The sequence below is a fragment of the Psychrobacter sp. P11G3 genome, assembly GCF_001435845.1.
Taxonomy (GTDB): Bacteria; Pseudomonadota; Gammaproteobacteria; order Pseudomonadales; family Moraxellaceae; genus Psychrobacter.
This window is the reverse complement of the sequence record NZ_CM003596.1, coordinates 3,222,749-3,248,145: the sequence shown is the minus strand read 5'-3', so window position 1 is coordinate 3,248,145 and position 25,397 is coordinate 3,222,749. Positions and strand designations below refer to the sequence as shown.

Annotated in this window: 19 protein-coding genes; 14 read left to right on the top strand and 5 right to left on the bottom strand. The window is 41.9% G+C overall.

Features of this window, described 5'->3' with window-relative positions:
• Positions 1-79: 79 nt before the first annotated feature.
• The gene (locus tag AK824_RS13170) at positions 80-2,833 is read right to left on the bottom strand and encodes a response regulator (protein ID WP_057762234.1); all 2,754 of its coding nucleotides are present in this window, start codon (positions 2,831-2,833) and stop codon (positions 80-82) included.
• Positions 2,834-3,160: 327 nt separating this feature from the next.
• On the opposite strand from AK824_RS13170, the gene fmt reads away from it, so the two are divergent.
• From fmt to AK824_RS13130, 8 genes are all read left to right on the top strand, one after another.
• Positions 3,161-4,231, top strand: a complete 1,071-nt coding sequence (fmt, locus tag AK824_RS13165; RefSeq protein ID WP_057762232.1) for a methionyl-tRNA formyltransferase — start codon at positions 3,161-3,163, stop codon at positions 4,229-4,231.
• A gap of 65 nt (positions 4,232-4,296) precedes the next feature.
• Positions 4,297-5,883 carry a transcription antitermination factor NusB gene (locus AK824_RS13160; RefSeq protein ID WP_057762230.1) on the top strand — a complete coding sequence of 529 codons (1,587 nt, stop codon included), beginning with the start codon at positions 4,297-4,299 and terminating at the stop codon, positions 5,881-5,883.
• A 45-nt stretch (positions 5,884-5,928) separates the two neighbouring features.
• On the top strand, positions 5,929-7,350 hold the full coding sequence (gene thrC / locus AK824_RS13155) for a threonine synthase (RefSeq protein ID WP_057762227.1): 1,422 nt from the start codon (positions 5,929-5,931) through the stop codon (positions 7,348-7,350).
• 323 nt (positions 7,351-7,673) lie between these two features.
• On the top strand, positions 7,674-8,771 hold the full coding sequence (locus tag AK824_RS13150; protein ID WP_057762225.1) for a LysM peptidoglycan-binding domain-containing protein: 1,098 nt from the start codon (positions 7,674-7,676) through the stop codon (positions 8,769-8,771).
• 75 nt (positions 8,772-8,846) lie between these two features.
• Positions 8,847-10,097 (top strand): DNA-processing protein DprA, encoded by a 1,251-nt coding sequence (gene dprA / locus AK824_RS13145; protein ID WP_057762690.1) that lies wholly within the window; start codon positions 8,847-8,849, stop codon positions 10,095-10,097.
• 117 nt (positions 10,098-10,214) lie between these two features.
• Positions 10,215-10,844, top strand: coding sequence for an L-threonylcarbamoyladenylate synthase (locus AK824_RS13140; RefSeq protein WP_057762223.1), 630 nt, complete (start codon positions 10,215-10,217; stop codon positions 10,842-10,844).
• 290 nt (positions 10,845-11,134) lie between these two features.
• A complete protein-coding gene (locus tag AK824_RS13135) occupies positions 11,135-12,145 on the top strand; it encodes a TIGR01777 family oxidoreductase (RefSeq protein WP_057762221.1) in 1,011 nt (336 codons plus the stop codon).
• A gap of 86 nt (positions 12,146-12,231) precedes the next feature.
• A complete protein-coding gene (locus tag AK824_RS13130) occupies positions 12,232-13,365 on the top strand; it encodes a metallophosphoesterase (protein WP_057762219.1) in 1,134 nt (377 codons plus the stop codon).
• A gap of 36 nt (positions 13,366-13,401) precedes the next feature.
• Here the strand turns inward: AK824_RS13130 and AK824_RS13125 are convergent, their stop codons facing one another.
• Entirely contained in the window at positions 13,402-14,796 is a 1,395-nt protein-coding gene (locus AK824_RS13125; RefSeq protein WP_057762217.1) for an alpha/beta hydrolase, read from the bottom strand.
• A 433-nt stretch (positions 14,797-15,229) separates the two neighbouring features.
• Here AK824_RS13125 and grpE point away from each other — a divergent pair, with 433 nt between their 5' ends.
• A complete protein-coding gene (gene grpE / locus AK824_RS13120; RefSeq protein WP_057762215.1) occupies positions 15,230-15,829 on the top strand; it encodes a nucleotide exchange factor GrpE in 600 nt (199 codons plus the stop codon).
• A 183-nt stretch (positions 15,830-16,012) separates the two neighbouring features.
• On the top strand, positions 16,013-17,953 hold the full coding sequence (dnaK, locus tag AK824_RS13115) for a molecular chaperone DnaK (RefSeq protein WP_057762214.1): 1,941 nt from the start codon (positions 16,013-16,015) through the stop codon (positions 17,951-17,953).
• Between the two features lie 229 nt (positions 17,954-18,182).
• On the opposite strand, the gene AK824_RS13110 is transcribed toward dnaK, so the two are convergent.
• Both AK824_RS13110 and AK824_RS13105 read right to left on the bottom strand, forming a co-directional pair.
• Positions 18,183-18,992, bottom strand: a complete 810-nt coding sequence (locus AK824_RS13110; protein WP_057762212.1) for a methyltransferase domain-containing protein — start codon at positions 18,990-18,992, stop codon at positions 18,183-18,185.
• 71 nt (positions 18,993-19,063) lie between these two features.
• Positions 19,064-20,296, bottom strand: a complete 1,233-nt coding sequence (locus tag AK824_RS13105; RefSeq protein WP_057762210.1) for an 8-amino-7-oxononanoate synthase — start codon at positions 20,294-20,296, stop codon at positions 19,064-19,066.
• A gap of 308 nt (positions 20,297-20,604) precedes the next feature.
• Here AK824_RS13105 and AK824_RS13100 point away from each other — a divergent pair, with 308 nt between their 5' ends.
• The 4 genes from AK824_RS13100 to AK824_RS13085 all read left to right on the top strand — a co-directional run bounded on the left by AK824_RS13100 (position 20,605) and on the right by AK824_RS13085 (position 23,496).
• The gene (locus AK824_RS13100; RefSeq protein ID WP_057762208.1) at positions 20,605-21,141 is read left to right on the top strand and encodes a porin family protein; all 537 of its coding nucleotides are present in this window, start codon (positions 20,605-20,607) and stop codon (positions 21,139-21,141) included.
• Positions 21,142-21,356: 215 nt separating this feature from the next.
• Positions 21,357-21,932: a porin family protein gene (locus tag AK824_RS13095; RefSeq protein WP_057762205.1), complete on the top strand. Its 576-nt coding sequence runs from the start codon at positions 21,357-21,359 to the stop codon at positions 21,930-21,932.
• Positions 21,933-22,124: 192 nt separating this feature from the next.
• A complete protein-coding gene (locus tag AK824_RS13090) occupies positions 22,125-22,619 on the top strand; it encodes an NfeD family protein (RefSeq protein ID WP_227511172.1) in 495 nt (164 codons plus the stop codon).
• Between the two features lie 16 nt (positions 22,620-22,635).
• Positions 22,636-23,496: an SPFH domain-containing protein gene (locus AK824_RS13085; protein ID WP_057762202.1), complete on the top strand. Its 861-nt coding sequence runs from the start codon at positions 22,636-22,638 to the stop codon at positions 23,494-23,496.
• A gap of 78 nt (positions 23,497-23,574) precedes the next feature.
• Here AK824_RS13085 and hemN read toward each other — a convergent pair whose 3' ends face one another.
• Positions 23,575-25,131: an oxygen-independent coproporphyrinogen III oxidase gene (hemN, locus tag AK824_RS13080; protein WP_057762201.1), complete on the bottom strand. Its 1,557-nt coding sequence runs from the start codon at positions 25,129-25,131 to the stop codon at positions 23,575-23,577.
• Between the last annotated feature and the right edge of the window lie 266 nt (positions 25,132-25,397).

Sequence of the window (25,397 nt, the reverse complement as noted above, 5' to 3'; positions counted from 1 at the left end):
TCGTACCAAGTTTTTGACCCTATCGATATTACTTTGACTAAGTGATATCGATAGGGTATTTTTTATTTGCACTAGAGATTTATTGTATAAAACTCTGCAAAACGGATTCTAAGTCTTTTTTGCTAATGGGTTTGGATAAAAACTCGTCCATACCAACTTGCATACAAGCCTCGCGATCCTCTTCTGTATTATTCGCAGTTAGCGCCACAATCGGTATTTTATCACCTTGCGAGCGAATCACTTGTGTGGCTTGTAGGCCATCCATAACGGGCATTCTGCAGTCCATCAAAATCAGAGAGATCTCTTCACGTCGGCTTTTGAGCTTCTCAAGTGCTTGCTGTCCATCTTCTGCGACGATGCTACGATAACCAAGTTTACTTAACATCTTACAGGCTATCTTTTGGTTAGTAGGACTGTCTTCTACGACCAAAATCAGTGGCGACAAGATTTCTTTCTTAGGTATATCTTCTACAAAAGATAGACTGCTGTCGTATTGATGTTTGACCAGTATGTTTAGCGTTTTCCTTGCAAACAAGGTTAAGCGTAGTAGCTCAGACAGTAATAAACTTGCGTCCAAGGGTTTGGTCAAAAATCCATCATATTGGCCTAGTAAAGTAGAAGGGATATGCCTTTCAAGTTTCATGCTAAGTAATATCTTTGGTAGTGAAGGCGTAGCGACTAGGTCGTTTAACGCTTCTTGTTGCTCGCTATGCTTGTTGCTCGCATGAACTGGTGAGGTGATGGATTGGCTATACTCATAATCTAATAACAAGACAGGAATGATGGTTTGCTCATCTTGTTTTAATTGTTTTTTTAGCTGCTGTACAGTCGCTCTATCTAAAGTGCTGTAGATAGTCACGGATATCGTTAAGTACTCGCACAAACGTTGTAAATGTTCAGCAACTAGAGGTTGATTGATGATAGCGATAAGGTGAATATGGGGCAGCTGCGAACAACGATGATATACCGATTGATAAGTGGCATGAGGATAAGGAAGGTAGAGGCTAAATATCGTCTCTTTATCCACCGTATTACTTAGTTCGATGAAACCGCCGAGTAACTGAGCAAAGCTATTGGCATCACTCAAGCCAATATTACTGTCTTCAACTAAGTTATGATTGCTTTGATTCAAGATATTGACTAATTGATTTTTTCTCTCAGGAGTAATAGTTGCTCCAGTGTCTTTTACGCTACAGCGAATCCAATAAGATGTCTGCGCAGGCATTGTCGTGTCATTGTTAGGAGTTGAATGCTGATTACTTATTCGCGTTACTTTATCTTCAGATACACGATCAACAGTGAGCGCGACATAACCTGATGTTGTAAAACTAATAGCATTTTTCAACAAGTTTAATAGGATATGGTGCAGTCGAATGTAATCAGTTTCGATGTAACGAGGACAGTCCGGCGCAAAGAAATAGATCAATTCTAACCCTTGTTGTCTTATTTCTTGTGTGACTAAATTGCTAACCTCTTTGCTTACCTTATAAATATCAACCGTTTCTATACTTAGACGTGTTTTTCTGACTTCAACTTCCTCTGTTGCTAGCGTCTCATTGAGCACAGTCAACATGCTTTGACTGGTTGTAATCAATGTATTTAGAGTTTTTTTGCCTTGAGCTGTCAATGTTGAAGGGTCGATGGGTTCCAACGAATCAATTATCTTCTCTAGTGGTATCCTTAACTTACGACCTATAAATGCCTGGGCTTCGTTTGATTCATCAATTTGTAATTGCAGTTGTTTGTTGTGCAGCTGTAATTGCTCAGATTGATGGAAAATCTCATCGACATTATTGAAAATCACAGTAAAACCATGAACTTGCCCATGTTCACCGAACCATGGTGTTACGTGTAGTTGGTAGGCTTGTTTATTTTCCAAGCCATAAACTATCAGTGTGCGAGTAACGCGCAAACTTGAAATAGTTTTTAACAGTATTTGAGTGGCCTCATCTTTCCCTTCAACGAAATCAGTTAGCTCATAGCTTTGCTCTCTTTGTGTAGGAGGAGTAAATACTTGCTCAAAGCGCTGATTATAGAAACTAATTTGACCATGTCGTATACTCATCAACATCGGTAAAGGTGCTTGATCAACCAAGCGTTCTAAACGATGAGACAGTGTTTTGATACGCCGATAGTCATTATGTAGTTGGTAGCTGACGCGACTTAGGGCATGACCTAACAGCATGAACTCGGTAGTAGATTTCTTTTGTAAAAACGGCGGCGGCGTATAAGATTCTTTTGCGCGACTACTCAAATTATCGGTATAAACCAGTAATTGCTCCCAGTTGGTTCGACGATTAAGCATATAGAGCAATGCCATGAAAAATAGTACGATGGCGACCATCAAAGGGAGCCAATAACGGTAAGATATCCAGTCAACAACAAAAGGCTCATGACGTAATACGATATAAATCTGGTGTCCGCTTTTTAGATTAATAATCCCTGTTAGTTCATTACTATTGACAGTATAAGAGCTATGGTCGCTGCTGCTAGAAGCTGATGTACCGATGGTAGGGAAAGCAACGGTAGAAAAAGCAGATTCATTAGGACGAGTATTATGATGAATATAGGTCTGCCCAGAAGGCATCATCAAAATCAGCTGATAACTCAGTTGGTCAAAAGTAGGTTGTTCTAAGATTTTTTTTATTTCACTATCTACAGGTGCTGCATGCTCAATAATACTGTGCTGTAGGGAATAAAAAGTATCTATGCTATGTTGCTCACTATGTTTTTTCATCCCATCAAACATTGTGACATAGTACAGCAGTAACATAACCGTGAGAGACAAGGTATAAAAAATCAATAAGCGCTGTAAGGACTGAAACTGTTGCATGAAAGCGTGGCCCTATCTCGACACGAAAAAATATAGTGAAATTAAAATTAGGTTTCTACATATAGTAGGTGAATTATACAGCAGTTGAATTGCCTAAAATTTTTAGTGTTACCTTCTATTTATAGCAGAATAACGGCTTACTGTTTACAGAGAGTGGTTATTAACACCAAATTGTTTTGTAAAAGATATAAATAGAACGTTCGATGTCCTTGATATTATAAAGGCAAATAATGTCATTGATTATCATGAAGTGATGTCATTACAATCATGGCACTGCGCCGTAAACTCACCTATAATGAACAAATAAACCTTATATAATGCATGATTATGACTACAACTGCTCCTACCTTTGATACATCTAACTCGCTTACTGACCATGATAACCCAACTACTAACCGATTAAGGGTAGTATTTGCGGGTACGCCTGAATTTGCTGCTATTAGCCTTGAGTCATTAATTAAGCAGCAAGAAGTGCTGAATATAGAGATAGTCGCTGTTTACACGCAGCCTGATCGTAAAGCAGGTCGTGGTCAAAAGTTGTCAGCCTCTGCGGTAAAAGAAGTTGCATTGACACATGATATCGCTGTAGAGCAGCCAGTCACTTTTAAAAAGTCTAGTGCAGAAGGGCTAGCTGCTAGGCAAACTCTGCGCACCTACCAACCAGATGTGATGATTGTCGCCGCTTATGGATTGATCCTACCTATCGGTGTACTAGAGACGCCTACTCATGGTTGCTTGAACATTCACGCTTCACTATTACCACGCTGGCGCGGTGCTGCACCTATCCATCGAGCACTCTTGGCCGGAGATGATGAGACAGGAATTACTATTATGCAGATGGACAAAGGTCTTGATACAGGTGACATGCTTTATAAAGTTAGCGAAAGTATTGCCTCTGATGATACCGCTGCTAGCCTACATGATAAGATGGCTGCACTTGGTGCGACAGCCATTAGTACGGTGCTAAAGGATTTGCCCACTTATCAAGCGCAAGCTATCGCTCAAGATGATAGTCAAGCCAACTATGCTGAAAAGCTGGTCAAAACCGAAGGCGAAGTTGATTGGTCGCAGCCTGCTGCCGCTATTGAACGCCAAATTCGTGGGCTAACACCATGGCCAGGTGCTTATACTTTCCTAGCAGGGCAGCGCGTTAAAGTACTGGCTAGCTTATCTGTAAATACATCGCAGCAAACGAATAAACCTGCTGGGACGGTCATCAGTGTCGGACGAAAAGCGATCTTAGTCGCTTGTGGTAAAGAGAGTGACACTGAATCATCAGCCACCACTTTAGCTATTACCCATTTACAGTTTGCGGGTGGTAAGCCAATGACTGCCGAACAAGTTTGCCATGGCAACCAATTAAATGACGGCGATCAATTTACGTCAGAAACAAAATAACGTTACTTATATTTAACCTACTTGCACAAGACGCTATCGATTATACGTCAAGGAAATGAAATTTAATGAGACAAAACAGTACTGCGCCTAGAAACAATAAGCTCAAACCATCAAGCAATCTTATTATGAATGGCAGCGTACGCGTGCGTGTGATTCGTACCTTACTGGCTATTCAAAATGGTCAGTCGCTCTCAAGCGTCCTTGATCCATTATTGAATAGTCTACATGATGGTGACAAAGGCTTTGCTCATGCGTTACTGCTCACGACATTGCGCCAATGGCACGCGCTGGCACGTTTGCTCGATAGCTTAGCAGACAACCCTATCGACGAAGTTGAAGTGCGTACCACTATTCAAGTCGGCTTAGTACAGTTGCTATATTTAGAAGTGGCTGACCATGCTGCAATTCATGAAACCGTTGAAGCAGCAAAAGAAATTGAGTTCGCTCATTCGACTGGTTTAGTAAATGCTATTTTGCGTAAAGTCGCTAAGAATCCAAGCAAATTCCGTAAGAAGTGCGATAAAAAGCATAGTCTGCCGAATTGGCTCGCTTATCAGCTTAAGCAAGATTGGAGCGAGCAGTATGATGAGCTGACACAAGGCTTACGCCAAGCGGCACCGATGTTTTTACGAGTGAATTCTGCGGTTACTTCGGTAGAAGATTATCAGCATGCATTGGATGGCACAGAAATTGATGCAGATATCGTTGAGCTAACGACTGGCTTTAAGGTAGCAAGCTCATCAGAGTCTGCCACTTCTACCACGCTATCAACCAAAGGTCTTAGACTACATCAAAGCACTGCCGTTAATGCTTTGCCTGATTTCGCTTTAGGAACGGCTAGCGTACAAGATATGCATGCTCAGTTAGCTGCACCGATTATCAATAAAGCATTAATGGCTAAGCTTAGTGCTGAAAAATCTGATACGGAAAATACGAATAATGAGCTACATATTCTAGATGCTTGTGCGGCACCTGGTGGCAAGCTTGCTCATTGGTTGGAGCTTATAAGCGCTAATGACGAATCATCATTGTTTCACGTGAAACAAGACAATAATCAAATATCACCTGAAACGTCGCCTGTGACTACTGATATCAAGGTAACGGCTATCGATAACGAAGCACCACGTATCGAGCGTATTCGTGAGAATTTACAGCGCCTAAATTTAAGTCAGCATGATCTACAGAAAGCAGAGAAAAGTGTCGCGCTTAATATCGTCTGTGCAGATGCAACCAGATGGCAGCATGGCAAAAATAAAAAAGCGGCTACCAATGAACCCGTGTTTGATGCGATATTATTGGACTCTCCTTGTACTGCGACTGGCGTGATTCGCCGTCATCCTGATATCAGTATCCTACGTACCGAAGAAGATATCGAGCAAACGGCACTGTTGCAAGCAGACATCTTGCATAACTTATGGCCACAACTTAAAGCTGGTGGTTATCTGCTGTACGTGACCTGTTCTATCTTAAAGCAAGAGAACGTCGAGCAAATGCAGGACTTTATCACTCATCATAATGACGCAGTAGTGATCGAGTTTACTGAAGATTGCAACTGGGGTATCGAACAAGCAATCGGTCGTCAGTGCTTACCCATTGATAGCGCGAGTGGTGATGGTTTTTATTATGCATTGCTACAAAAAACTGCTGAATAAACCGTTTTAATTATTGAATAACATTATTGTAGACAGGACAATCTAATGAAATATATCAGTACCCGTGGTCAGACAGCGCCGATGGATTTTAGTGATGTGCTTTTGATGGGTCTTGCCCCAGACGGTGGTTTGATGTTGCCTGAGCATTATCCAAATATCGATAGTGCAACCCTTGATGAATGGCGTACGCTCAGCTATCCAAAGCTTGCAATGGCGATTATGCAGCGTTTTGCCACTGATATTCCTGTGGCTGATTTGCAAGATATCATTGAACGCACTTATACCACTGAGGTGTTTGGCTCTGACGAGATTGTTCCTGTCCGCAAACTTGAAGACAATTTATATATCCTAGGACTATCAAACGGTCCTACATTGGCATTTAAAGATGTCGCCATGCAGTTTTTGGGCAATGCCTTTGAGTATGTGCTTAAGAAAAAAGACGCGCGTATTACTATCATTGGTGCCACCAGTGGTGACACAGGTAGTGCGGCGGAATATGCACTACGTGGCAAAGAAAATGTCGAAGTCTTTATGTTGTCACCACATGGCAAGATGAGTGAGTTCCAGCGTGCGCAGATGTATAGCTTGACGGATGCTAATATTCACAATATCGCTATCGATGGTATGTTTGATGATTGCCAGGATATCGTTAAAGCGCTACAGCAAGATGCTGAGTTTAAGGCGGCTTATAATTTAGGCACGGTAAACTCTATCAACTGGGGTCGTATCCTAGCGCAGATTGTTTATTACTTTAAAGCTTACTTTGCGGTTACGGCGAGCAACGATGAAAAAGTCAGCTTTAGCGTACCATCAGGTAACTTCGGTAATATCTGTGCTGGTCATATCGCGCGTGAAATGGGACTGCCAATTGACCGCTTAATTGTCGCAACCAATGAAAATGACGTGTTGAATGACTTCTTTAATCAAGGTGCTTATCAGCCGCGTCCGACTGAAAAAACCTACGTAACCTCTAGTCCGTCTATGGATATTTCAAAAGCGTCTAACTTTGAGCGTTTCGTTTATTTACTATTAGAAAAAGACAGCGCACGCGTTCATGAGTTATTCGATGGCGTAAAATCAGGTCGAGGCTTTGACTTATCTGAGTTGATGGAAGCGGTTAATAGCCGTTACGGTTTTGCTGCTGGTAAATCTACTCATAGCGACCGCTTGCAGACTATCAAAGCGCTTTATGAACAGCATGGTGAATTGGTTGATCCACATACTGCAGACGGCATTAAAGTCGCCAAAGAGCTACAGTTAGATGGCGAAATCATCGTTTGTGCAGAGACGGCATTACCCGTTAAATTTGCAGATACTATAGTTGAGGCTATCGGTCAGATAGATATCGCTCGTCCAGCGCATACTGAAGGGTTAGAGAGTTTACCGCAGCATGTAGTGGTACTGGATAACAAGGCAGAATTGGTCGCTGAACAAATCCGCCAACATGTTACGCCGAATCTTACTTAAGTAATTATGGTCTTTATGCTTATCATTAACAAAGAAAAGTATCCGCGTGAAAGTTACACCATTGTAATAAAGTGTTTATGATTGTGTTATGGTAGATATAATTGTAATATTAGAAACAGCGTCAGCAAGTCATCATCGTGCTAGGCGCTTTTTAGGAATTATTCTAGCCAATTACACTGAACAGTTACCCTATAATCGCCATGAGAATTTTATTAACAAGTTACTGATAAATTTGATCTTTTATTAATCCAAAAGATTTTACAGTAATAAATTAAGGATAGTTCTTTGCGTCGAACACAGTGGTACATATTGTGGATATAACGATGAAGATGAGCTTAAAAAAGATAGCAAAAGCACTGTTAATGACGACGTTTAGTAGTGCCATGTTGATGAGCACGGCTCAAGCTAACAATCCGCCGCCAACTATCAAAGCTGATGCGCCCAATCGTTATATCGTTAAAAAAGGCGATACCTTATGGGATATTTCAGGTCGCTATCTAGACAGTCCTTGGCGCTGGAAAGAAATTTGGGCAACCAATAAGCAAATCAAAAATCCAAACCTTATCTACCCCAATGACGTTCTTATCCTTTGTGTGATTCAAGGAAAAACGCTGATTGGCGTTGATACTGGTGAAGGCTGTGCTGGCGTTGAAAAACAGCTTACTGGAAGTGTCAGTACGAGTACGGTCGCGATTACCTCGACGGCCAATAGCATTCCTCCTATTCCGTGGTCAGCTATTCAGCATTGGCTTGATAAAACGCTTATCGTTAATCCTCAAGACTTTAATACCACACCTTATATTTTAGCTTCTAAAAACCGTAACTTAATTACTGCGCGTGGTGATAAGGTCTATGCTAAAGGCGTACCGCTTATCGTAGGCCAGCGTTACGGCGTTTACCGTGAGGGTGAGCTATATGTGGATCCTAAAACGCAAGAAGTGATAGGCTTAGAAGTTACACAAGTAGCGACTGGTCTTGTTACTTCTACAGAAAGTAATGGTGTGACTAGCTTGCAGCTTATCGATAGCTATGGCAAAGAAGTGCGTGAAGGGGATCGAGTGTTTGTAGAGTTAGACAACGCTATTCCTCCTGTCTTTTATCCAACGCCTGCAAGTGTCAGTCGCGGCGGTATGATCGTGCGTGTCATGGACTCTATCAGCTCGGCTGCGAAGGGTAGTGTGGTCGCCATCAATTTGGGTAGCTTACAAGGTGCTAAGCCAGGTGATGTGCTAACGGTTTATCAAAAAGGGCCTTTGGTACGTGATACTAAGGACAATGACACACCAGTCCGTCTACCAAACGAGCCTAGCGGTATGGTGATGGTTTTTAATACCTTTGACCACATCAGCTATGCTTATGTACTTGATTCTGAGCTGCCACTTAATATTGGCGATCAGTTATTACCACCTCCTTATTTATAAATAGCTATAAGGTTTTATTAAGCAATATATTAAACTAAATACTAATCTAAGCTTGCCTATACGAGACAGATGACAATGACGGCAGTCACCTCTTCTTTATCCGACGATCAGCGCGCTATCTTAGCGCTGTGGTACGAGGTGAATGCGTCTTTATCTGCTTATCACAAACTGATCACTTCTTTTGGTTATCCGCAGCTTGCTTGGCAAGCCAAAGTAGAGGCATGGAAGCAGCTAGGTATTCATCATACCCATCTCAAACGTCATGAACAGCCAGAGCAAACACTCGCCAATATCGATAAGATTCAGCAAGCATTGATAGATGGGCGTTATGGTTTACTATTCGCTGATGACACCGATTATCCTGCCCAACTCTCACAAATCTACGACCCGCCGCCATTATTATTTTATCGTGGGAATAGCGCACGCCTGCATCAAGCACAAATCGCTATAGTAGGTAGCCGCAAACCCACCGCGCATGCGCAAAAAATCACGTTTGATATGGCGCAGTACTTAGCGCAAGCAGGTTATATCGTTACTAGCGGTCTGGCTATGGGTGTAGATAAACGCGCACATTTAGGTGCATTAGCGCAGGCAGACCCTGACTATCAGGGACGGACAGTTGGTGTAATGGGTACGGGGATCGATGTGAACTATCCTAATCATCGGGATCAATTATTTACTCAAATTGTTGAGCAAGGTGGCTGCATCATCAGTGAGCTATTACCACACACTCAGCCGCATAAACATACTTTTCCGCGTCGCAATCGTTTGGTGGCTGGGCTGAGTCTTGCGACCATTGTGACGGAAGCGACAATCAAGAGCGGCTCGCTTATCACAGCACGTCTCACGTCTGAGCAAGGTAAACAGGTCTTTGCCATTCCCAGTCATATTGACAATAGTAATGCAGAGGGTTGCCATCATTTGATACGTGAAGGCGCGACCTTGGTTTATCATCCTCAGCAAGTACTAGAAGACGTCAATGGTCAGCTTGACTATGATAAAGGCGCTTATAGAACAGCGAATGTTACTAATTTCAATAGCAATCACTCGAATATCACTCAGACTTCCGATGCGTTTGAGATAGAGAAAAAATCAATCAAATCTACTAGCCAGCAACCATCCTCTGAGATAAAGCCTGCGCGCAGCACAGTCATTGTGCCTGAGCATTTAGCTGCAATCTATGAGCAGCTTGACTGGCATGGGCAAGATTTAGATGCGCTTATTAGTGCAACCAAGCTTGCACCGCCGCAGTTGATTGGTCAGCTAATGGAGCTTGAGTTAATGGGTCTCATCAGCGAACAAGGTGGACGATATTTACGCGTTTAAAGTATCGTAAATATTCCTTATTGGACACTGGCATAGATAGCCCTTAGTTGTAGACTCTCCTAGATAATATCTCTCTTGTGGTATTATTAGAATTTACTTCTACGAACCATTTAAGTCATGAGCCAACCTACACCCCTTATTACTGATTCTGCTATCCAAGCCGCTAAGTGGCTAAAAGAAGGGCAACTGCTCGCGTACCCCACAGAAAGCGTTTGGGGTATTGGTTGCGATCCTTATGACCAAGCAGCTGTTCAGCGTATTTTGGATATCAAACAACGTCCACAAGCCAAAGGCATGATAGTCGTCACTGATAGTGTGTCTCGCTTAGCACCTTTGCTAGCCTCTTTAGATGATGTTCAGCGCCAGCAGGTTGTTGATAGTTGGCAGACAGACGATAGCGGAGATGAAAAGGACAGTCGTCAAGCACATACTTGGTTATTACCGATTCCTCAGCCGCTTGCGAGCACTGTACCTACTTGGATTATCGGTCAGCATCAGACTATTGCTGTTCGAGTTATCTCGCATCCTACAGTTCGTCAGCTTTGCCAACAGCTGGTCAGTGAAGAGAATCCATTTGGTCTATTGGTTTCTACAAGCTGTAACCCATCAGGGCAAACGCCTGCTAGCACTTTTGATACCGCCTATGCTTATTTTAATGAGCAAATTGGTTATTTGCAGGGCGATACGTTAGGTTATACATTACCTAGCCAAATTCGTGACGCAACGACAGGTTTTGTCGTTCGATAGCTCTCTCTATAAAAACTCTTAAATTTCTCAGATGCGATTGCTTGCAATGCAAAGTGATGGGTGTCGCTGTACCTTATTTACTTCAGCATTCATAGATTAACCATTTGCTAGCTTGCCTATTTGCTCACCTTCCTTTACCAAAAGCATGTAAAAGTCGTTTTGATAAAAACCACAAAAAAGCAGACGATGGTTATAACGGTCTAGTTTTTATTGAACGATAAGTACTTCAGCAATAAGTAACTCAAAGATAAGTCATAGTGATGATATTTGAGGCATATAGGGAGTAGGATATGAAGGTTTTGATTAGTGGCGGTTCAGGGTTCTTGGGAAGTGCGTTTAGTCGAGAGCTAATGGCACGGTCTCGCGCGCAAAATAACGACGTGTCGATTACTTGGCTAACTCGTGATAGCGGTCAACCACATCCCGATGATATCAATATGATGACTTATGACGAGCTGGTAACGTCTGATATGAGCTTTGATGTCATATTAAATTTAGCAGGCGCAGGGATTGCTGACTCTCGTTGGAGCGATGAGCGTAAAGAACAGTTGATGGCGAGCCGTATCAAACCTACTCAGTCGATATTGGATTTTATCGCACGTGCTAGCACCAAACCCAAGTTACTGGTGAGCGGATCAGCAATCGGTTGGTATGGTACGCAGGGCGACAAGCCACTGACTGAAAACAGCGATTATGAGACGGATTTTGCTCATACATTATGTGATGAATGGGAGCAATTAGCACTTAAAGCAACCGATCACGATGTTCCTGTAGCTATCGTCAGAACAGGTGTAGTCATCCATCCTGAAGGTGGTATGGTGGCTAAATTATTACTACCCTTTAAATTTGGTGTCGGTGGTCAGTTGGGTAATGGACAGCAAATCATGAGCTGGATCAGCCGTGAAGATTGGGTTAGTGCGGTTATCTTTATTATCGAGCAGCAGCTTAAACTTACTAAAGAATCAGACGTTAATCACATCGAAAGCTTAGCGCAAGATAATGCACCTATTAGTGACAGCACTATCAAGACTGCAAGCGGTACGGCAAATAATATAAATGCAGTCGTATATAACCTTACTGCTCCGAATCCTGTGACCAATCATACTTTTACCAAAGCACTTGGCTCGTGGCTACATCGCCCAACTTTTTTTACTTTGCCAGAGTTTTTGCTCAAGCTGATGTTTGGTGAAATGTCGACCTTACTTATTGATGGTCAAAAGGTGCTGCCACAAGCGCTATTGGATGCAGGTTATTCGTTCAAACACTTGACACTCCAGCACGCATTAGAAAATCAGAAATAGTTATATAGCAGTTGTTTCATGTGAAACATTACGAACCATCTTCTGATAATTAATTACTGAACCGTATTTATGTCTAAGGGCAGTCCATGCGTTACGCATTTTTCTTCACTATATTTTTGCTATTACAGCTGTTCAGTCTGGGTACAGTATTAAGTATACAGTGGTGGCTCCAGCCTTGGATAACGCCAACATTACAGACAACGATATGGGCCAGTGTATTTATTATTACTAATGGCCTATTAGTATTGAGCGTAAAAAGAGCATTTGCTAACAGTTATCGTTGGATTAGTGGGTGGATGCTAGTCATGCATTTTATGATACTGACGGCGTTGGCAGTGAGTCTACTTTACGGAGGGTATCTACTAGTAATTTCTTTATCAGACAGTACGTTGCACCAATCGAATGAGATGTTTATAGCGCTAAGAGCACTAGCGCTACTCCTATTTATAGGACTATTTATTTATTCGTTATATAGTGCCTATGCGCCTGTCATACGCAAGTTGTCTATTAAGATAGATAAACCTTTAACCAAGCCACTACGCATTGCAGTCGCTAGTGATTTGCATATAGGTCGATTGTTTGGTGTGAGAGCCATAGATAGATTGCAACAACTTATGATTCGCTCTGGTGCAGATATGCTGCTGATGCCAGGGGATATTATGGATGATAATACAGATGCCTTTAATGAATGTCATATGGAGCAAAACCTAGCAGAATTGTGCAATAGTCTGCCACGTGGTGTCTATGCGACATTGGGTAATCATGACTTATATGGTCATGAGCGACCTATTAGCGAAGCGCTGCAAAATGCAGGTATACAACTGTTGAACGATGAGGTGCTCTGTATCGAGCATGAGGGTCAACCAGTATGGCTAGTTGGACGTTTTGATAATCATAAACGTCAACGTATAGCAACTACCGATCTGCTTGCGCAAGTAGATACGTCGCAGCCAGTGATATTGTTAGACCATAGACCGAGTGATATAGATAATCACAGTCAATTACCTATAGATTTACAAATCTCGGGACATACTCACAACGGTCAAGTATTCCCCGCTAATTTCATCGTAAATGCTATTAATCGTTTGGGTTATGGCTATGAGCAGATTGGTAAAGGACACTTCGTCGTGTCCTCTGGCTATGGTTTTTGGGGTATTCCGTTTCGATTGGGATCGCGCTCAGAGATTTGGTTGATTACACTATCTGGCAATACAAATTAGTTAGTTATACAAATCAATAGTTAGTTAGAAAATGGTCTATGCAGCTAACTGGGATTGTGTACTGATGATTTCACGTACAAAGCTGCTAAAACCATGAATAATATTGTTTGTCTCTTGTCCAAGACCTTGATGGACACTCATAAAGTGAATAAAGCCATGCGGTGCACCAAGCACAGTATAGGTCTCTACAGCAACGCCGTAACCTTTCAGCTGCTTTGCATACGCAAATGCCTCATCACGTAATACATCGAGCTCGGAAGCTACAATGTAAGTTGGGCAAACTTTACTATTATCACCCAGCATAGGTGAGTTCAGTATGTGTAAGCGAGGCAGCGGACTGTTTTCCAAGCAAGCAGCATCAAATACTGCTACATCAGCATGATCTAATAGTAGGCCTTCGCCATATAGCTCCCAACTTGGATAGTCTGTCTCAATATCAGTGACTGGATATAAAGGCATCTGCGCTAGAGGTTCGGGTAGTTTTTCTAATAGATTAAACATTTTCTGACCATCTAACCCTAGGTCTGCCCATGCGCTTTTGCTCGGTGCGGTCAGCTGCTGCGCAATTAAAGTTGATAAACCACCACCTGCGCTATCACCAGCCAATACGATACGAGAAGGTAACGCACCTAATTTGTGACAGTGCTCAACCAACCAGGCATACGCAGTGATACAGTCTTTTAATGCTGCGGGAGCAGGACATTCAGGTGCTAAGCGATAATCGACACTAACCACAGACCAGCCAGTTTGCTCACAGACCGCATGACAGAACTCATGATGTGTATCGACATCACCAATGCAGAACCCGCCACCATGAAAGAACAGCATGACTGTTTCATCAGGATTATGAATACGTTTTCTTCTAAAACCAGACTTTTTGCCGCCTGCTTTATAGCAACGAACAGTCATGTCGCCATCATCCGCATTGGCAATCGTTTCATCTTTCCAACTAACAGGTGAGTCACTTTTTTTAGTGAAGGGCTTTATATTGCTTAGCATAGTCGTATTGGCTTGTTGCCATACTCTAGGTGATTGCATGGCTACCGCATCAGCAGTAAATCTCTCACGCAATTCCAGCATTGGGGTTAGTTCTAACGGCGTTTTGAGGTAACTATTTACTGCAAGGATGAGACGTAGATGAGCATTTGCATGCAGATACTGTTTTGAATTAGGGCCTTTAAGGTAACCAATTACACCTTCCAAAATAGGGTCTGGTAAGTAGCCCAGACTTTTCATTGCATAATGCAATGTATGCGGCTGGTAGTTTGCTACAGGGTTATAAGCGAGTATTTTCTCTTTAACGCTCAGACGTTTTTCTAATGAGTCATACGCTTGCGCATCTTGATTTGATGGCTCTTTTGACGCTAAGTGCAATGTCATCAATGCTTTATTAAGCAAAGTATTGATAGATAAATTTTTTGAATTAGACATAACAGCTCTCATAAATGATTTTTAGCGTGCATTTGAGTGTGGGCGATAATATTTATAGCAATGATAAAATAGCTAGCAGAATAATAGCGTATCGTTTGGTAATAGCTTGATTAATAAGCGTAAAGCAATTGGAGTAAATAGCGGTTTTTTGTTCTTTTTGTGAGTGAATATTGAGATTTATTGACATGGAACAAAAATGTTTGACGCATCGTATTAATGACACTTCACGAATATTTGTCATAAATGGTAAAAATTCCTTTGCTCTAGGCTTGAAATTTGTCTTCATCACCTTTATCAAGCAGCTATTGAAGCGTATTAAAAAAACAATGAGTCAGAAACATCGAGCATTTAATAATGGCATAGTAGGACCAGTAATTATTCGGTCTACTGTGCCGTCTCTTAATCTTCATTATTGAAATTCCAAGGAGCTATCATGAGCGAGCAAAACCCGAACCACGAAAATCTTGACCAAAATGTGGCACATGAGAATATTGATCACAATGACAGTATCTTAGAAGAAACCATGAAAGAGTTTGATCCACAGAATAATTCAGGTGAAGAAACGACTATCGAAAACGAAATCAACCTTGATACTTTCAAAGCGCGTATTGCTGAGCTAGAAGGCGAAGTAAAACAAGCCAAAGAAGGTACTGCACGCGCTAATGCTGAAGCTTACAATGCGCAAAAACGCATGGAGCAAGAAGCGGATAAGAGCAAAAAATTCGCACTACAGAAATTTGCTAAAGAATTGTTAGACATCGTTGACAACTTAGAGCGTGCTATCGAAAATGCCGATGCCAATGATCCAGTCGCTGAGGGTGTGCAATTAACGCACAAAGCATTGGTTGCAGTATTGACCAAAAACGGCGTAGAAGTGGTCGATCCACAAGGCGAAAAATTCAACGCTGACTTCCATGAAGCAGTGGGTATTGACCCAGAAGCAGCGGCAGATACAGTGGGTACGGTCTTACAAAAAGGCTATAGCCTAAACGGTCGTCTATTACGTCCGGCCATGGTTCGTGTTGGTCAGTAATATTTTTAGGGCTAAACCTTACTAATATGAAGGTTTTTCACAAAAAATGACATGAAACACAGTTTTTGCGTGATTATCGCCTTGAAAAATACGACGGGTAAACCGATATATAGCAACAAGTGACCGACTACGGTCTGGATAAATAAGTATTTATAGTTAAAAACAAATTAGGAGCAATTGATTATGGGTAAAGTAATTGGTATTGATCTAGGTACTACTAACTCGTGTGTAGCAGTAATGGAAGGTGACAAAGTTAAAGTCATCGAAAATGCTGAAGGTACTCGTACAACACCATCAATCGTCGCTTATAAAGATGACGAAACGCTTGTTGGTCAGTCAGCTAAGCGTCAAGCAGTAACTAATCCAAGCAACACTTTGTTTGCGATTAAGCGTTTGATCGGTCGTCGTTTCGATGACAAAGTCGTGCAAAAAGATATCGGCATGGTTCCTTACAAAATCGCTAAAGCAGACAACGGCGATGCATGGGTAGAAATCAACGGTAAAAAACTTGCGCCACCACAGGTTTCTGCTGAAATCTTGAAAAAAATGAAAAAAACAGCAGAAGATTATCTTGGTGAGAGCGTGACTGAAGCAGTTGTAACTGTACCTGCTTACTTCAATGACTCACAGCGTCAAGCAACTAAAGATGCGGGTAAAATCGCTGGTCTTGATGTAAAACGTATCATCAATGAGCCAACTGCTGCTGCACTTGCTTATGGTATGGACAAGAAGCAAGGCGATAGCACTGTTGCTGTATATGACTTAGGTGGTGGTACTTTCGATATCTCAATCATCGAAATCGCAGACGTAGATGGTGAGCAACAATTCGAAGTACTAGCGACCAACGGTGATACTTTCCTAGGTGGTGAAGACTTTGACTCAGCATTGATTGATTTCTTAGTTGCTGAATTCAAAAAAGAACAAGACGTGAACCTAAAAGGTGACTCTCTTGCGATGCAGCGTCTAAAAGAAGCGGCAGAAAAAGCGAAGATTGAGCTATCAAGTGCACAAAGCACTGAAGTAAACTTGCCATATATCACTGCTGATAGCAGTGGTCCTAAGCATTTGGTTGTTACTATCAGCCGCTCGAAACTAGAGAGCCTAACTGAAGAATTAGTACAACGTACAATGGGTCCTTGTAAGACTGCACTTGAAGATGCTGGCCTAAAAATTGGCGACATCAACGATGTAATCTTGGTTGGTGGTCAGACTCGTATGCCACTAGTACAGCAAAAAGTACAAGACTTCTTCGGTCAAGAGCCACGTAAAGACGTGAACCCTGATGAAGCAGTTGCAGCTGGTGCAGCGATTCAAGGTGCCGTATTGTCTGGTGACAAAACTGACGTATTGCTACTTGATGTAACGCCATTGACCCTAGGTATCGAAACGATGGGTGGTGTCATGACGCCAGTTATCGAGAAAAACACCATGATTCCTACTAAGAAATCACAGGTATTCTCAACTGCTGAAGACAACCAGCCAGCAGTAACGATTCAGGTATATCAAGGTGAGCGTAAAATCGCTAACCAAAACAAAATGCTTGGTCGTTTTGACTTAACGGATATCCCACCAGCACCACGTGGCCTACCGCAAATCGAAGTGTCTTTTGACATCAATGCTGATGGCATCATGAACATCTCTGCAACCGATAAAGGTACTGGTAAAGCACAAAGTATCCAAATCAAAGCGGATTCTGGTTTGTCGGACGAAGAAGTCGAACAAATGGTTCGCGATGCAGAAGCCAATGCTGCTGAAGATGAGAAGTTCGCTAACCTAGCGCAAGTTCGTAACGAAGCAGATGGTCGTATTCATGCCGTACAAAAAGCGCTAAAAGAAGCAGAAGATAAAGTCACTGATGAAGAAAAATCAACAGTAGAATCTGCTATCACTGAGCTTGAAGCAGCAGCGAAAGAAGATGACCATGACGAAATCAAAGCTAAGCTTGAAGCATTAGACAATGCATTCTTGCCAATCAGCCAGAAAATTTACGCTGATAGCGGCGCTGGTGCAGAAGGTATGGATCCAAGCCAGTTCCAACAAGGTGCTGACGATGCTGGTAGCAACAAAGCTGATGACGACGTCGTTGATGCTGAGTTCACTGAAGTAGACGAAGACAAAAAATAATACCAAATTCAAAAACGCGATCAGCTGCGTCAAACTTGCTTAGTCTACCCAATGTAGTACTTACGCTCGTTTTCCTTGCTACTCAAGTTTTTGAAAATGGTATAGTCGATACAAATCGATAACTAGTTAAATTAAAAAAACGCATCCTTCGGGGTGCGTTTTTTTATGGCTGTTTTTTCTAACGGCTACTGTTTCTGCTAGCTATTGTTTTTATTAATAAGGTACGTGCTTATAGTTTAAACGCGCTCACTATGAGCACTTCATAGGTTAAATTAACCACGAGCTGTCCTGTTTCATCCTTTCCTGAGAATTGCTGCCAATAGTCTGACTCAAATTGCTGTAGACGCGATTTTGTCCATATAAAGGTTTGAGTATCATCTGACGTAACCTGAGTTTGATTGGTCGATACGCCAGTGAGTTTCATATGCTTTAAAATAGCGTAGGGAGTAGGAAATGGTAAATCGAAGCGCTGAATTGAGAGTTCGATATTCTTAAAGCCAGCACTATCTAATGCCAATTGCCATTTATCAATATCTGGATAGTAAAGCCCTTGGCCAGTAAGAGTTTTAATTTGCAAAAAGTTATTTGGCGTAAAAGTACTAAAGACCAGTTGTCCTCCAGGTTGTAGACGCTGCGCGGATTGCGTGACGAAACTCAACGGACTATCAAACCATTGCACGGCATTGGCACTAACTATCAAGCTATGATTTTCTGCTAAATCTATCGTTTCAGCATCACCAATCATTACGTCAGCAGTTGGCAGTATTGATTGCAATGTAGCCGTCTGCTCACTACATAACTCATTGATAAGCCAGTGCTGGCTTTGAATATGCTCAGCGAGTAGGCGCGTCATTTGACCTGTGCCTGCACCCACTTCTAGCACACTGCTTTGCTTGATATGAGCAATACTGTCTAATAAATAATGACAAACGATCTGTTGAACATTGGCATGTTGATCATAGTCACTTGCATTGGCAAAGTGGCGAGCGATGGTTTGTTTTCTAACACTGAGGTCATCAGCTGTGTCGAATGTTGTCATAGGCTTTATTATGTCCAAGTGCGCCAGTTATCTATCAATAGTAGAAATAAAGTTTGTGTCAAACGATAAAGTTACAACTGCTGTATCAATCGCTCGCAGTCTTCGTTAGTCAGTTTGGCATTCATAACTAAGCGAATACGGGCAGTGTTTGCAGGTACAGTAGGCGGCCTGATAGGCAGCGCGTAAAATCCTGCTGCCTGTAACTGCTGGGCTTTGGCAAGCGCACGCGCATTATCGCCCAATATATAAGGAATGATAGGAGAGTCGTAACTGATATGTTGAGCAGTAGGTGATACACGGTGTTGTGGGTCGATAGCTTGGCTCAGTGTGATAGACAATTGCGCTAAATGCATACGTTGGTCGGTTAAGGTTGGCATTTTGGCTAAGATAAATCGTGTCCATGCGTGATTGATAGGAGGAAGTGCAGTGCTGAAAATCAGTGGACGCATGGCATTAATTAGCCATTGTTTGACGACCTCATCACACATGATATAAGCACCAATTGAAGCAAATGCTTTACCAAAGGTACCCACCAAGTAGTCAATATCCGCCAAGGTATTTGTTTCTTCCGCCAACCCTAAACCTGTATCGCCAAGCACTCCAACAGCATGTGCTTCATCGACATACAGCTCAATACGAGCATCTTTGGATTTTAATTGTACTAGTTGAGGCAAATCAGCACGGTCACCATCCATACTAAATATACTCTCGGTGACAATAATGATGCGTTCGACCGTCTCGTCTACTTGTTCAATAAACTTGGCTAAATGCTCGTAATCGTTATGACGGTAACGACGATAGGTAACAAGTTTGCTTTGGCTCAGGCGCATCCCATCGATAATGCTAGCATGTACTAGCTTGTCAGCCAAAATGAGTGTTTTGACTGGCAAAGCTGTCAATGCTGGCAAGATACCTAGGTTGGCGTGATAGCCACTGTTCAATACCAATACAGATTTGGAGTTGGTTGAACTCTGTTTCTTTATGGCGCTTTGATACCAGTTTTGCAGTTCTTCTTCTAGAGCTTCTAACTGTATATCGTTGCCTGTCAGTAGGCGTGAGGAAGTGGCACTCATTTTAGGAGTGTGTGTAGTAGATAGCTGTCCCACTTGAGCTAGAAATTCAGCTTGCATCTCGGTATCGCCACCTAAACCAAGATAATCATTACTCGCAATATTGAGTAAAGCCTTACCATTGCTAATCACATATCGTCCATCATGCTTTAGATTTGGTAATTGACGATACTGCTGCTTTGCTTTTAAGTCTGCAAGTGCGCTTTGCAAACGCTCAGTGATAGAATTTTGCATTTTTTCTCTCTAATTATTGTTATATCAGTCATATTTAGCTGATTTTTATAGCAAGAAAACTGTGAAATGAGTACGGATTATTGCATAAACTGGGTGGATGTAACAAAAGGTTTCATATCTAAGCCTTTGTAACCCATACACTGATGAATACTTTCAAATCTTAACTTTCGTACCATTAAACACTGACAGAGTGTCTGAAATAGTTTGTTACTATGTATTCATCGTTAGCAGACAAGGCGATAGGGCCACAAGGCCAATATAAACAAATAAATAACTTGTTTGTCCAAATTTCTTTCAAGGAGCTAATAATGAAAACTCTACAAAAAACAATACTTGCACTAGCAACTGGTTCTTTACTTTCTGTAGGTGCACAAGCCGCTGTTAACTATGGCAACGGCTACACAGGTCAGCCATATGTCGCTGCTAAAGTTGGTCAATTCGATCTAGATATCGATGGCGCTGATGATCCAACTGCATATGGTGTAACTGCTGGTTATAACTTTGATCCTAACTTCGGTGTAGAAGCAGAATATGTAGGTTCAGATGATGCCGATTATAGAGGCGGTGACATCGATGCTAAAACATATGGCGCCTATGGTACTTACCGTTATGCATTCCCAAACAGTGGTCTATATGCAAAAGGTAAACTAGGTGTTGCGAAAACTGAAGTAGAAGCATCTAATACTACTTTAGGTTTATACGACGGTTCAAAAGACGATACTAACCTTGCTGGCGGCGTAGGTCTTGGTTATGCAGTAAACTCTGACTTCAGTGTTGAAGCTGAATACGATATGCTAGGCGATGATACAGATCTTATGACTGTTGGCGCACAGCTAAAATTCTAATTACTTAGAAAACAAGTTTTTAGCTAAACAGCTATAATAAAGAAACGATCACTTTAAGTGGTCGTTTTTTTTCGCTTAAAATTATATAAAACATATGTTTACTTTATCAAACAGTTTGGTATGATACTAACACTGCTATTTAGTGAAAAATAGTTCAGTAAAATCTGATAACTAGAAAGTTGTTTTTCTACTAAACCTAAAATTGAGAACAATCTATGAAAAATCTACAAAAGGCTTTAATCGCAGCAATCTTCGGTTCAGTAGTGACAATGAGTGCACAAGCAGCAATCTCCTTTGGTGCTGGCCAATCGTACGCTGGTGCTAAAATTGGTCAATATAGCCCAGATGACGTAGATGATGATGCAGTATCATACGGTGTTTACGGTGGCTACAAGTTTACTCCAAACCTTGGTGTTGAAGCTGAATATCTAACCACTGGTGATGCTGACGCGTTCAATGATAGCTTTGAGAAATCTGAATACAACGCTGAGGTATATGGCTTGTATGGTACTTATGATTATGCTTTTCCAAACACAGCCTTGTATGCTAAAGGTCGTTTAGGTATCGCAAAGAGTAAAATCGATGGAGACTACACAAATAAATTTGACGCTAGCGAAAACGAAAGCTATAGCTATTCTGATACAGGGTTGGCCGGTGGTTTAGGCATTGGATACAATATTACTCCTGTAGCAAGCATCGAAGCTATGTACAACTTTTATCCTACCATCGAAGATGAAGGCGATGATTTAGACTCTAATGGTATTACATTAGGTGCACATTACAAATTCTAAGCCTTGAATCTTAGCTAAAAAACGATCACTTTAAGTGGTCGTTTTTTTTTGCTTAAAATTTATGATGAAGTTTTTAAGGTAATAATTTATAAGTAGCTCACCGATAATATATCATTATCGTTAAAGCGTTGTTATCCTTAAAAATGTGCTACATTAAAAACTGGAATGATAAAGATAGGAATGGTGGCAAGGATGGAGATACTTTGGATGATTGAACCTTGGCATTGGTTAGTATTGGGCTTCTTATTACTAATCGTTGAGATGTTTGTACCGACGTTTGCCAGTTTGTGGTTTGGCGCCGCTGCCATCATCGTTGCAGCGCTATCATGGCTATTGCCTATTTCTGTCTCTGTTCAGATTATCGTCTGGTTAGTGCTCTCTGCTGTGTTTTTGCTAGCTTGGTTTAAATTTATCAAACCGTTGTCAGTAGATCGTACCAAAGCTGGGCTAGGCGGTAGTGTCATAGTTGGTGAGGTAGGGATGATTATCGTGTCACCGCAGCTAGATAAAGCTGGCACAGTTAGGTTTAGTGTTCCTATCGTTGGTGCGGCTGAATGGATGTGCCGTACGAGAGGGGAGCAAGTGGCAATCGGCGATAGGGTAGTAGTGACTGATATTGTTGGTAATGAGCTGATTGTGAGCAGTACAAAAGCGCAGGCAGCAATGCATAAAAGTATGCAGGTATAATAATAAGGGATGAGTTATGGAAAGCTTTAGTATTGTCATGGTGGTATTGATTGCACTGGTGGTATTCACCGTGTTTAAAGGCGTACGTATAGTACCGCAAGGTTATAAATGGGTAGTGCAGCGACTGGGTAAGTATAGCCAAACGCTAGAGCCTGGGCTTAACCTCATCATCCCTTATGTAGATGATGTGGCTTATAAAGTAACGACCAAGGACATCGTACTCGATATTCCGTCACAAGAAGTCATTACTCGTGACAACGTCGTTATCATTGCAAACGCTGTCGCGTATATTAATATCGTGCGTCCTGACAAAGCGGTCTATGGTATTGAAGATTATGAATACGGTATCCGTAATCTGGTGCAAACATCGCTACGTTCGATTATTGGTGAAATGGATCTTGATAGTGCATTGTCTAGTCGCGACGAGATCAAAACCAAGCTCAAACATGCGATTTCAGAAGATATCGCAGATTGGGGTATTACCCTTAAGACAGTAGAGATTCAAGATATTAATCCTTCGCAAACCATGCAAGCATCTATGGAAGAGCAAGCAGCGGCAGAGCGTTTACGCCGTGCGACCGTGACCCGTGCTGATGGTCAAAAGCAAGCTGCTATCTTAGAAGCGGATGGTCGCTTGGAAGCGTCACGCCGTGATGCTGAAGCGCAGGTCGTACTAGCCAGAGGTTCTGAAGAGTCGATTCGTTTGATTACCAGTGCGATGGGCGAGGAAGAGATGCCGATTGTATACTTGCTTGGTGAGCAATATATCAAAGCGATACGAGAGCTGGCTGAATCTGACAACTCCAAAATGGTGGTGTTACCTGCTGATATTTTAAGTACCGTAAAAGGTATGGTCGGTGATAAATTAAAAGTGTAAGAAATCATAGCACTGTTAAAAAAAGACCTCGTTTGAGGTCTTTTTTATGTCTATTAATTGGACGAATGACTCGCTAACTTAGATAACTTTTGAAAAGCGGTTTTGGTGTTTCTTGTCCAAGTATTCATCAAATACCATGGCGACGTTACGGCCAAGCAAGCGACCTCTGGGTAAGACACGAATACCTGCTGCATCCATATCAATCAATCTATCGTCTTGCATAGCGCCTAACTGCTGTATCTCATTAATAAAGTAGGTGATGGCATCGATACCAAACTTTTGATTCACATCTTTAAAATCGAGGTAATCATGACACAGTAGGTTCATGATGGCATATTCACGCAAGCGGTCTTTGATAGAGGTTTTTATGTACTTTACCGCAGGCATGACAGTTGGATTGATTTTCGCCATATCAATCTTGGCTTGATAGCTCTGTAGATCAGTATCGTTTTGCAAAATATAGCGCGTATTGGCATTAGAAATCTGACTGATTGATGAGACACCAAAACCTAATAAGTCACAATCTCCCATGATGGTGTAACCCTGAAAATTACGATGTAGTTTACCTTCGCGCTGGGCAATAGCCAACTCGTCATTAGGTTTGGCAAAGTGATCGATCCCGATATATTGATAGCCAGCTTCGGTCAATGTGTTGACAGTATTGCCGAGCATCGTCAGTTTGGCAGCTGGGCTAGGCAAGTCTTCATCTTTTATCTGACGCTGGGCTTTAAATCGTTCAGGCAAATGCGCATAGTTAAAGACTGACAGGCGATCTGGCGACATCTCGATGATACGATTTACGGTTTTGTCCAAAGTATCAGGCGTTTGATGCGGTAAACCATAAATCAAATCAATATTGATAGAGCGAAAACCAAGCTCACGTGCTTCTGTTAGCACGCTTTCAATAAGCTCTGCGGAATGCACACGATTAACGGCAATTTGCACGGTTTCATCTAAATCTTGTACACCTAAGCTGATACGGTTGAAACCGAGATTACGTAATATCTGTAAGGTGTTTTCACTCAGCTCGCGAGGATCAATTTCGATAGAATAATCGCCTTCATCTTCTGGTAAGAACTCAAATTGAGTCTGTAAAAACTCCCATAATTGCACCATCTCTTCATCACGCAAAAACGTTGGTGTACCACCGCCTAAATGTAGCTGTTTGACCAATGGTTTGTCGCTGCCTTCTGGCGTAGATAACAAGCGGCGCTTATGCGTAATTTCAGCGATTAAATACTGCAAGTAATCGCCAGAATCACTATTTTTTTTGGTAATGATCTTGTTGCAAGCACAGTAGTAGCAAAGGTGGCGGCAAAACGGTATGTGAAAATATAATGATAAGGGAGCACGCGCTTCGCGACTCTGCAGGATTTTTGTCTCAAGACCGATAGCCTCAAAGCTATCCGGTATTGGAGTAAATTCTAAAGCAGTCGGATAAGAGGTATAACGTGGCCCTGAGCGATTGTACTTATTGATGATTGCCTCATCAAATGCTGGTAGCTGCTTGCTAGTAATGCTGCCGCGTGTACTGGCATAAGGGTTGTCAGGTTGCGTAACAGGGCGCACAGTCGTGGGCGGCTCGTCCGCACGGTTGTAGGGCTGCTGAGTGTTCTGTTCTGAATAGTCTGTCATGCGATATTCCTCGTTTTTACTCTAGATACTGCTGGTTTTTATATTATCAATGACTTCAGATTTGGTATTTATTTTTCAATTTTATGACTGATCGATAATAAGATTTGAATACGTCATCGGCAGCAGTATGTATCGCTAAATGTATAGTAGATAGTATAACAAATCCCTATTAGCAGTGGGGTGGTCGGTGGGTATTCTTAAATATTAAAATAGAGCGTTATTTACACATAAAAAAACCTCAGAACGACGCTGAGGTTTTTTTACTT

What these genes read in the sequence shown, in the direction of transcription:
- AK824_RS13170 (WP_057762234.1), bottom strand. Translation starts at nt 2,833, where the DNA reads ATGCAACAGTTTCAGTCCTTACAGCGCTTATTGATTTTTTATACCTTG.
- fmt (WP_057762232.1), top strand. Translation starts at nt 3,161, where the DNA reads ATGACTACAACTGCTCCTACCTTTGATACATCTAACTCGCTTACTGAC.
- AK824_RS13160 (WP_057762230.1), top strand. Translation starts at nt 4,297, where the DNA reads ATGAGACAAAACAGTACTGCGCCTAGAAACAATAAGCTCAAACCATCA.
- thrC (WP_057762227.1), top strand. Translation starts at nt 5,929, where the DNA reads ATGAAATATATCAGTACCCGTGGTCAGACAGCGCCGATGGATTTTAGT.
- AK824_RS13150 (WP_057762225.1), top strand. Translation starts at nt 7,674, where the DNA reads ATGAAGATGAGCTTAAAAAAGATAGCAAAAGCACTGTTAATGACGACG.
- dprA (WP_057762690.1), top strand. Translation starts at nt 8,847, where the DNA reads ATGACGGCAGTCACCTCTTCTTTATCCGACGATCAGCGCGCTATCTTA.
- AK824_RS13140 (WP_057762223.1), top strand. Translation starts at nt 10,215, where the DNA reads ATGAGCCAACCTACACCCCTTATTACTGATTCTGCTATCCAAGCCGCT.
- AK824_RS13135 (WP_057762221.1), top strand. Translation starts at nt 11,135, where the DNA reads ATGAAGGTTTTGATTAGTGGCGGTTCAGGGTTCTTGGGAAGTGCGTTT.
- AK824_RS13130 (WP_057762219.1), top strand. Translation starts at nt 12,232, where the DNA reads ATGCGTTACGCATTTTTCTTCACTATATTTTTGCTATTACAGCTGTTC.
- AK824_RS13125 (WP_057762217.1), bottom strand. Translation starts at nt 14,796, where the DNA reads ATGTCTAATTCAAAAAATTTATCTATCAATACTTTGCTTAATAAAGCA.
- grpE (WP_057762215.1), top strand. Translation starts at nt 15,230, where the DNA reads ATGAGCGAGCAAAACCCGAACCACGAAAATCTTGACCAAAATGTGGCA.
- dnaK (WP_057762214.1), top strand. Translation starts at nt 16,013, where the DNA reads ATGGGTAAAGTAATTGGTATTGATCTAGGTACTACTAACTCGTGTGTA.
- AK824_RS13110 (WP_057762212.1), bottom strand. Translation starts at nt 18,992, where the DNA reads ATGACAACATTCGACACAGCTGATGACCTCAGTGTTAGAAAACAAACC.
- AK824_RS13105 (WP_057762210.1), bottom strand. Translation starts at nt 20,296, where the DNA reads ATGCAAAATTCTATCACTGAGCGTTTGCAAAGCGCACTTGCAGACTTA.
- AK824_RS13100 (WP_057762208.1), top strand. Translation starts at nt 20,605, where the DNA reads ATGAAAACTCTACAAAAAACAATACTTGCACTAGCAACTGGTTCTTTA.
- AK824_RS13095 (WP_057762205.1), top strand. Translation starts at nt 21,357, where the DNA reads ATGAAAAATCTACAAAAGGCTTTAATCGCAGCAATCTTCGGTTCAGTA.
- AK824_RS13090 (WP_227511172.1), top strand. Translation starts at nt 22,125, where the DNA reads ATGGAGATACTTTGGATGATTGAACCTTGGCATTGGTTAGTATTGGGC.
- AK824_RS13085 (WP_057762202.1), top strand. Translation starts at nt 22,636, where the DNA reads ATGGAAAGCTTTAGTATTGTCATGGTGGTATTGATTGCACTGGTGGTA.
- hemN (WP_057762201.1), bottom strand. Translation starts at nt 25,131, where the DNA reads ATGACAGACTATTCAGAACAGAACACTCAGCAGCCCTACAACCGTGCG.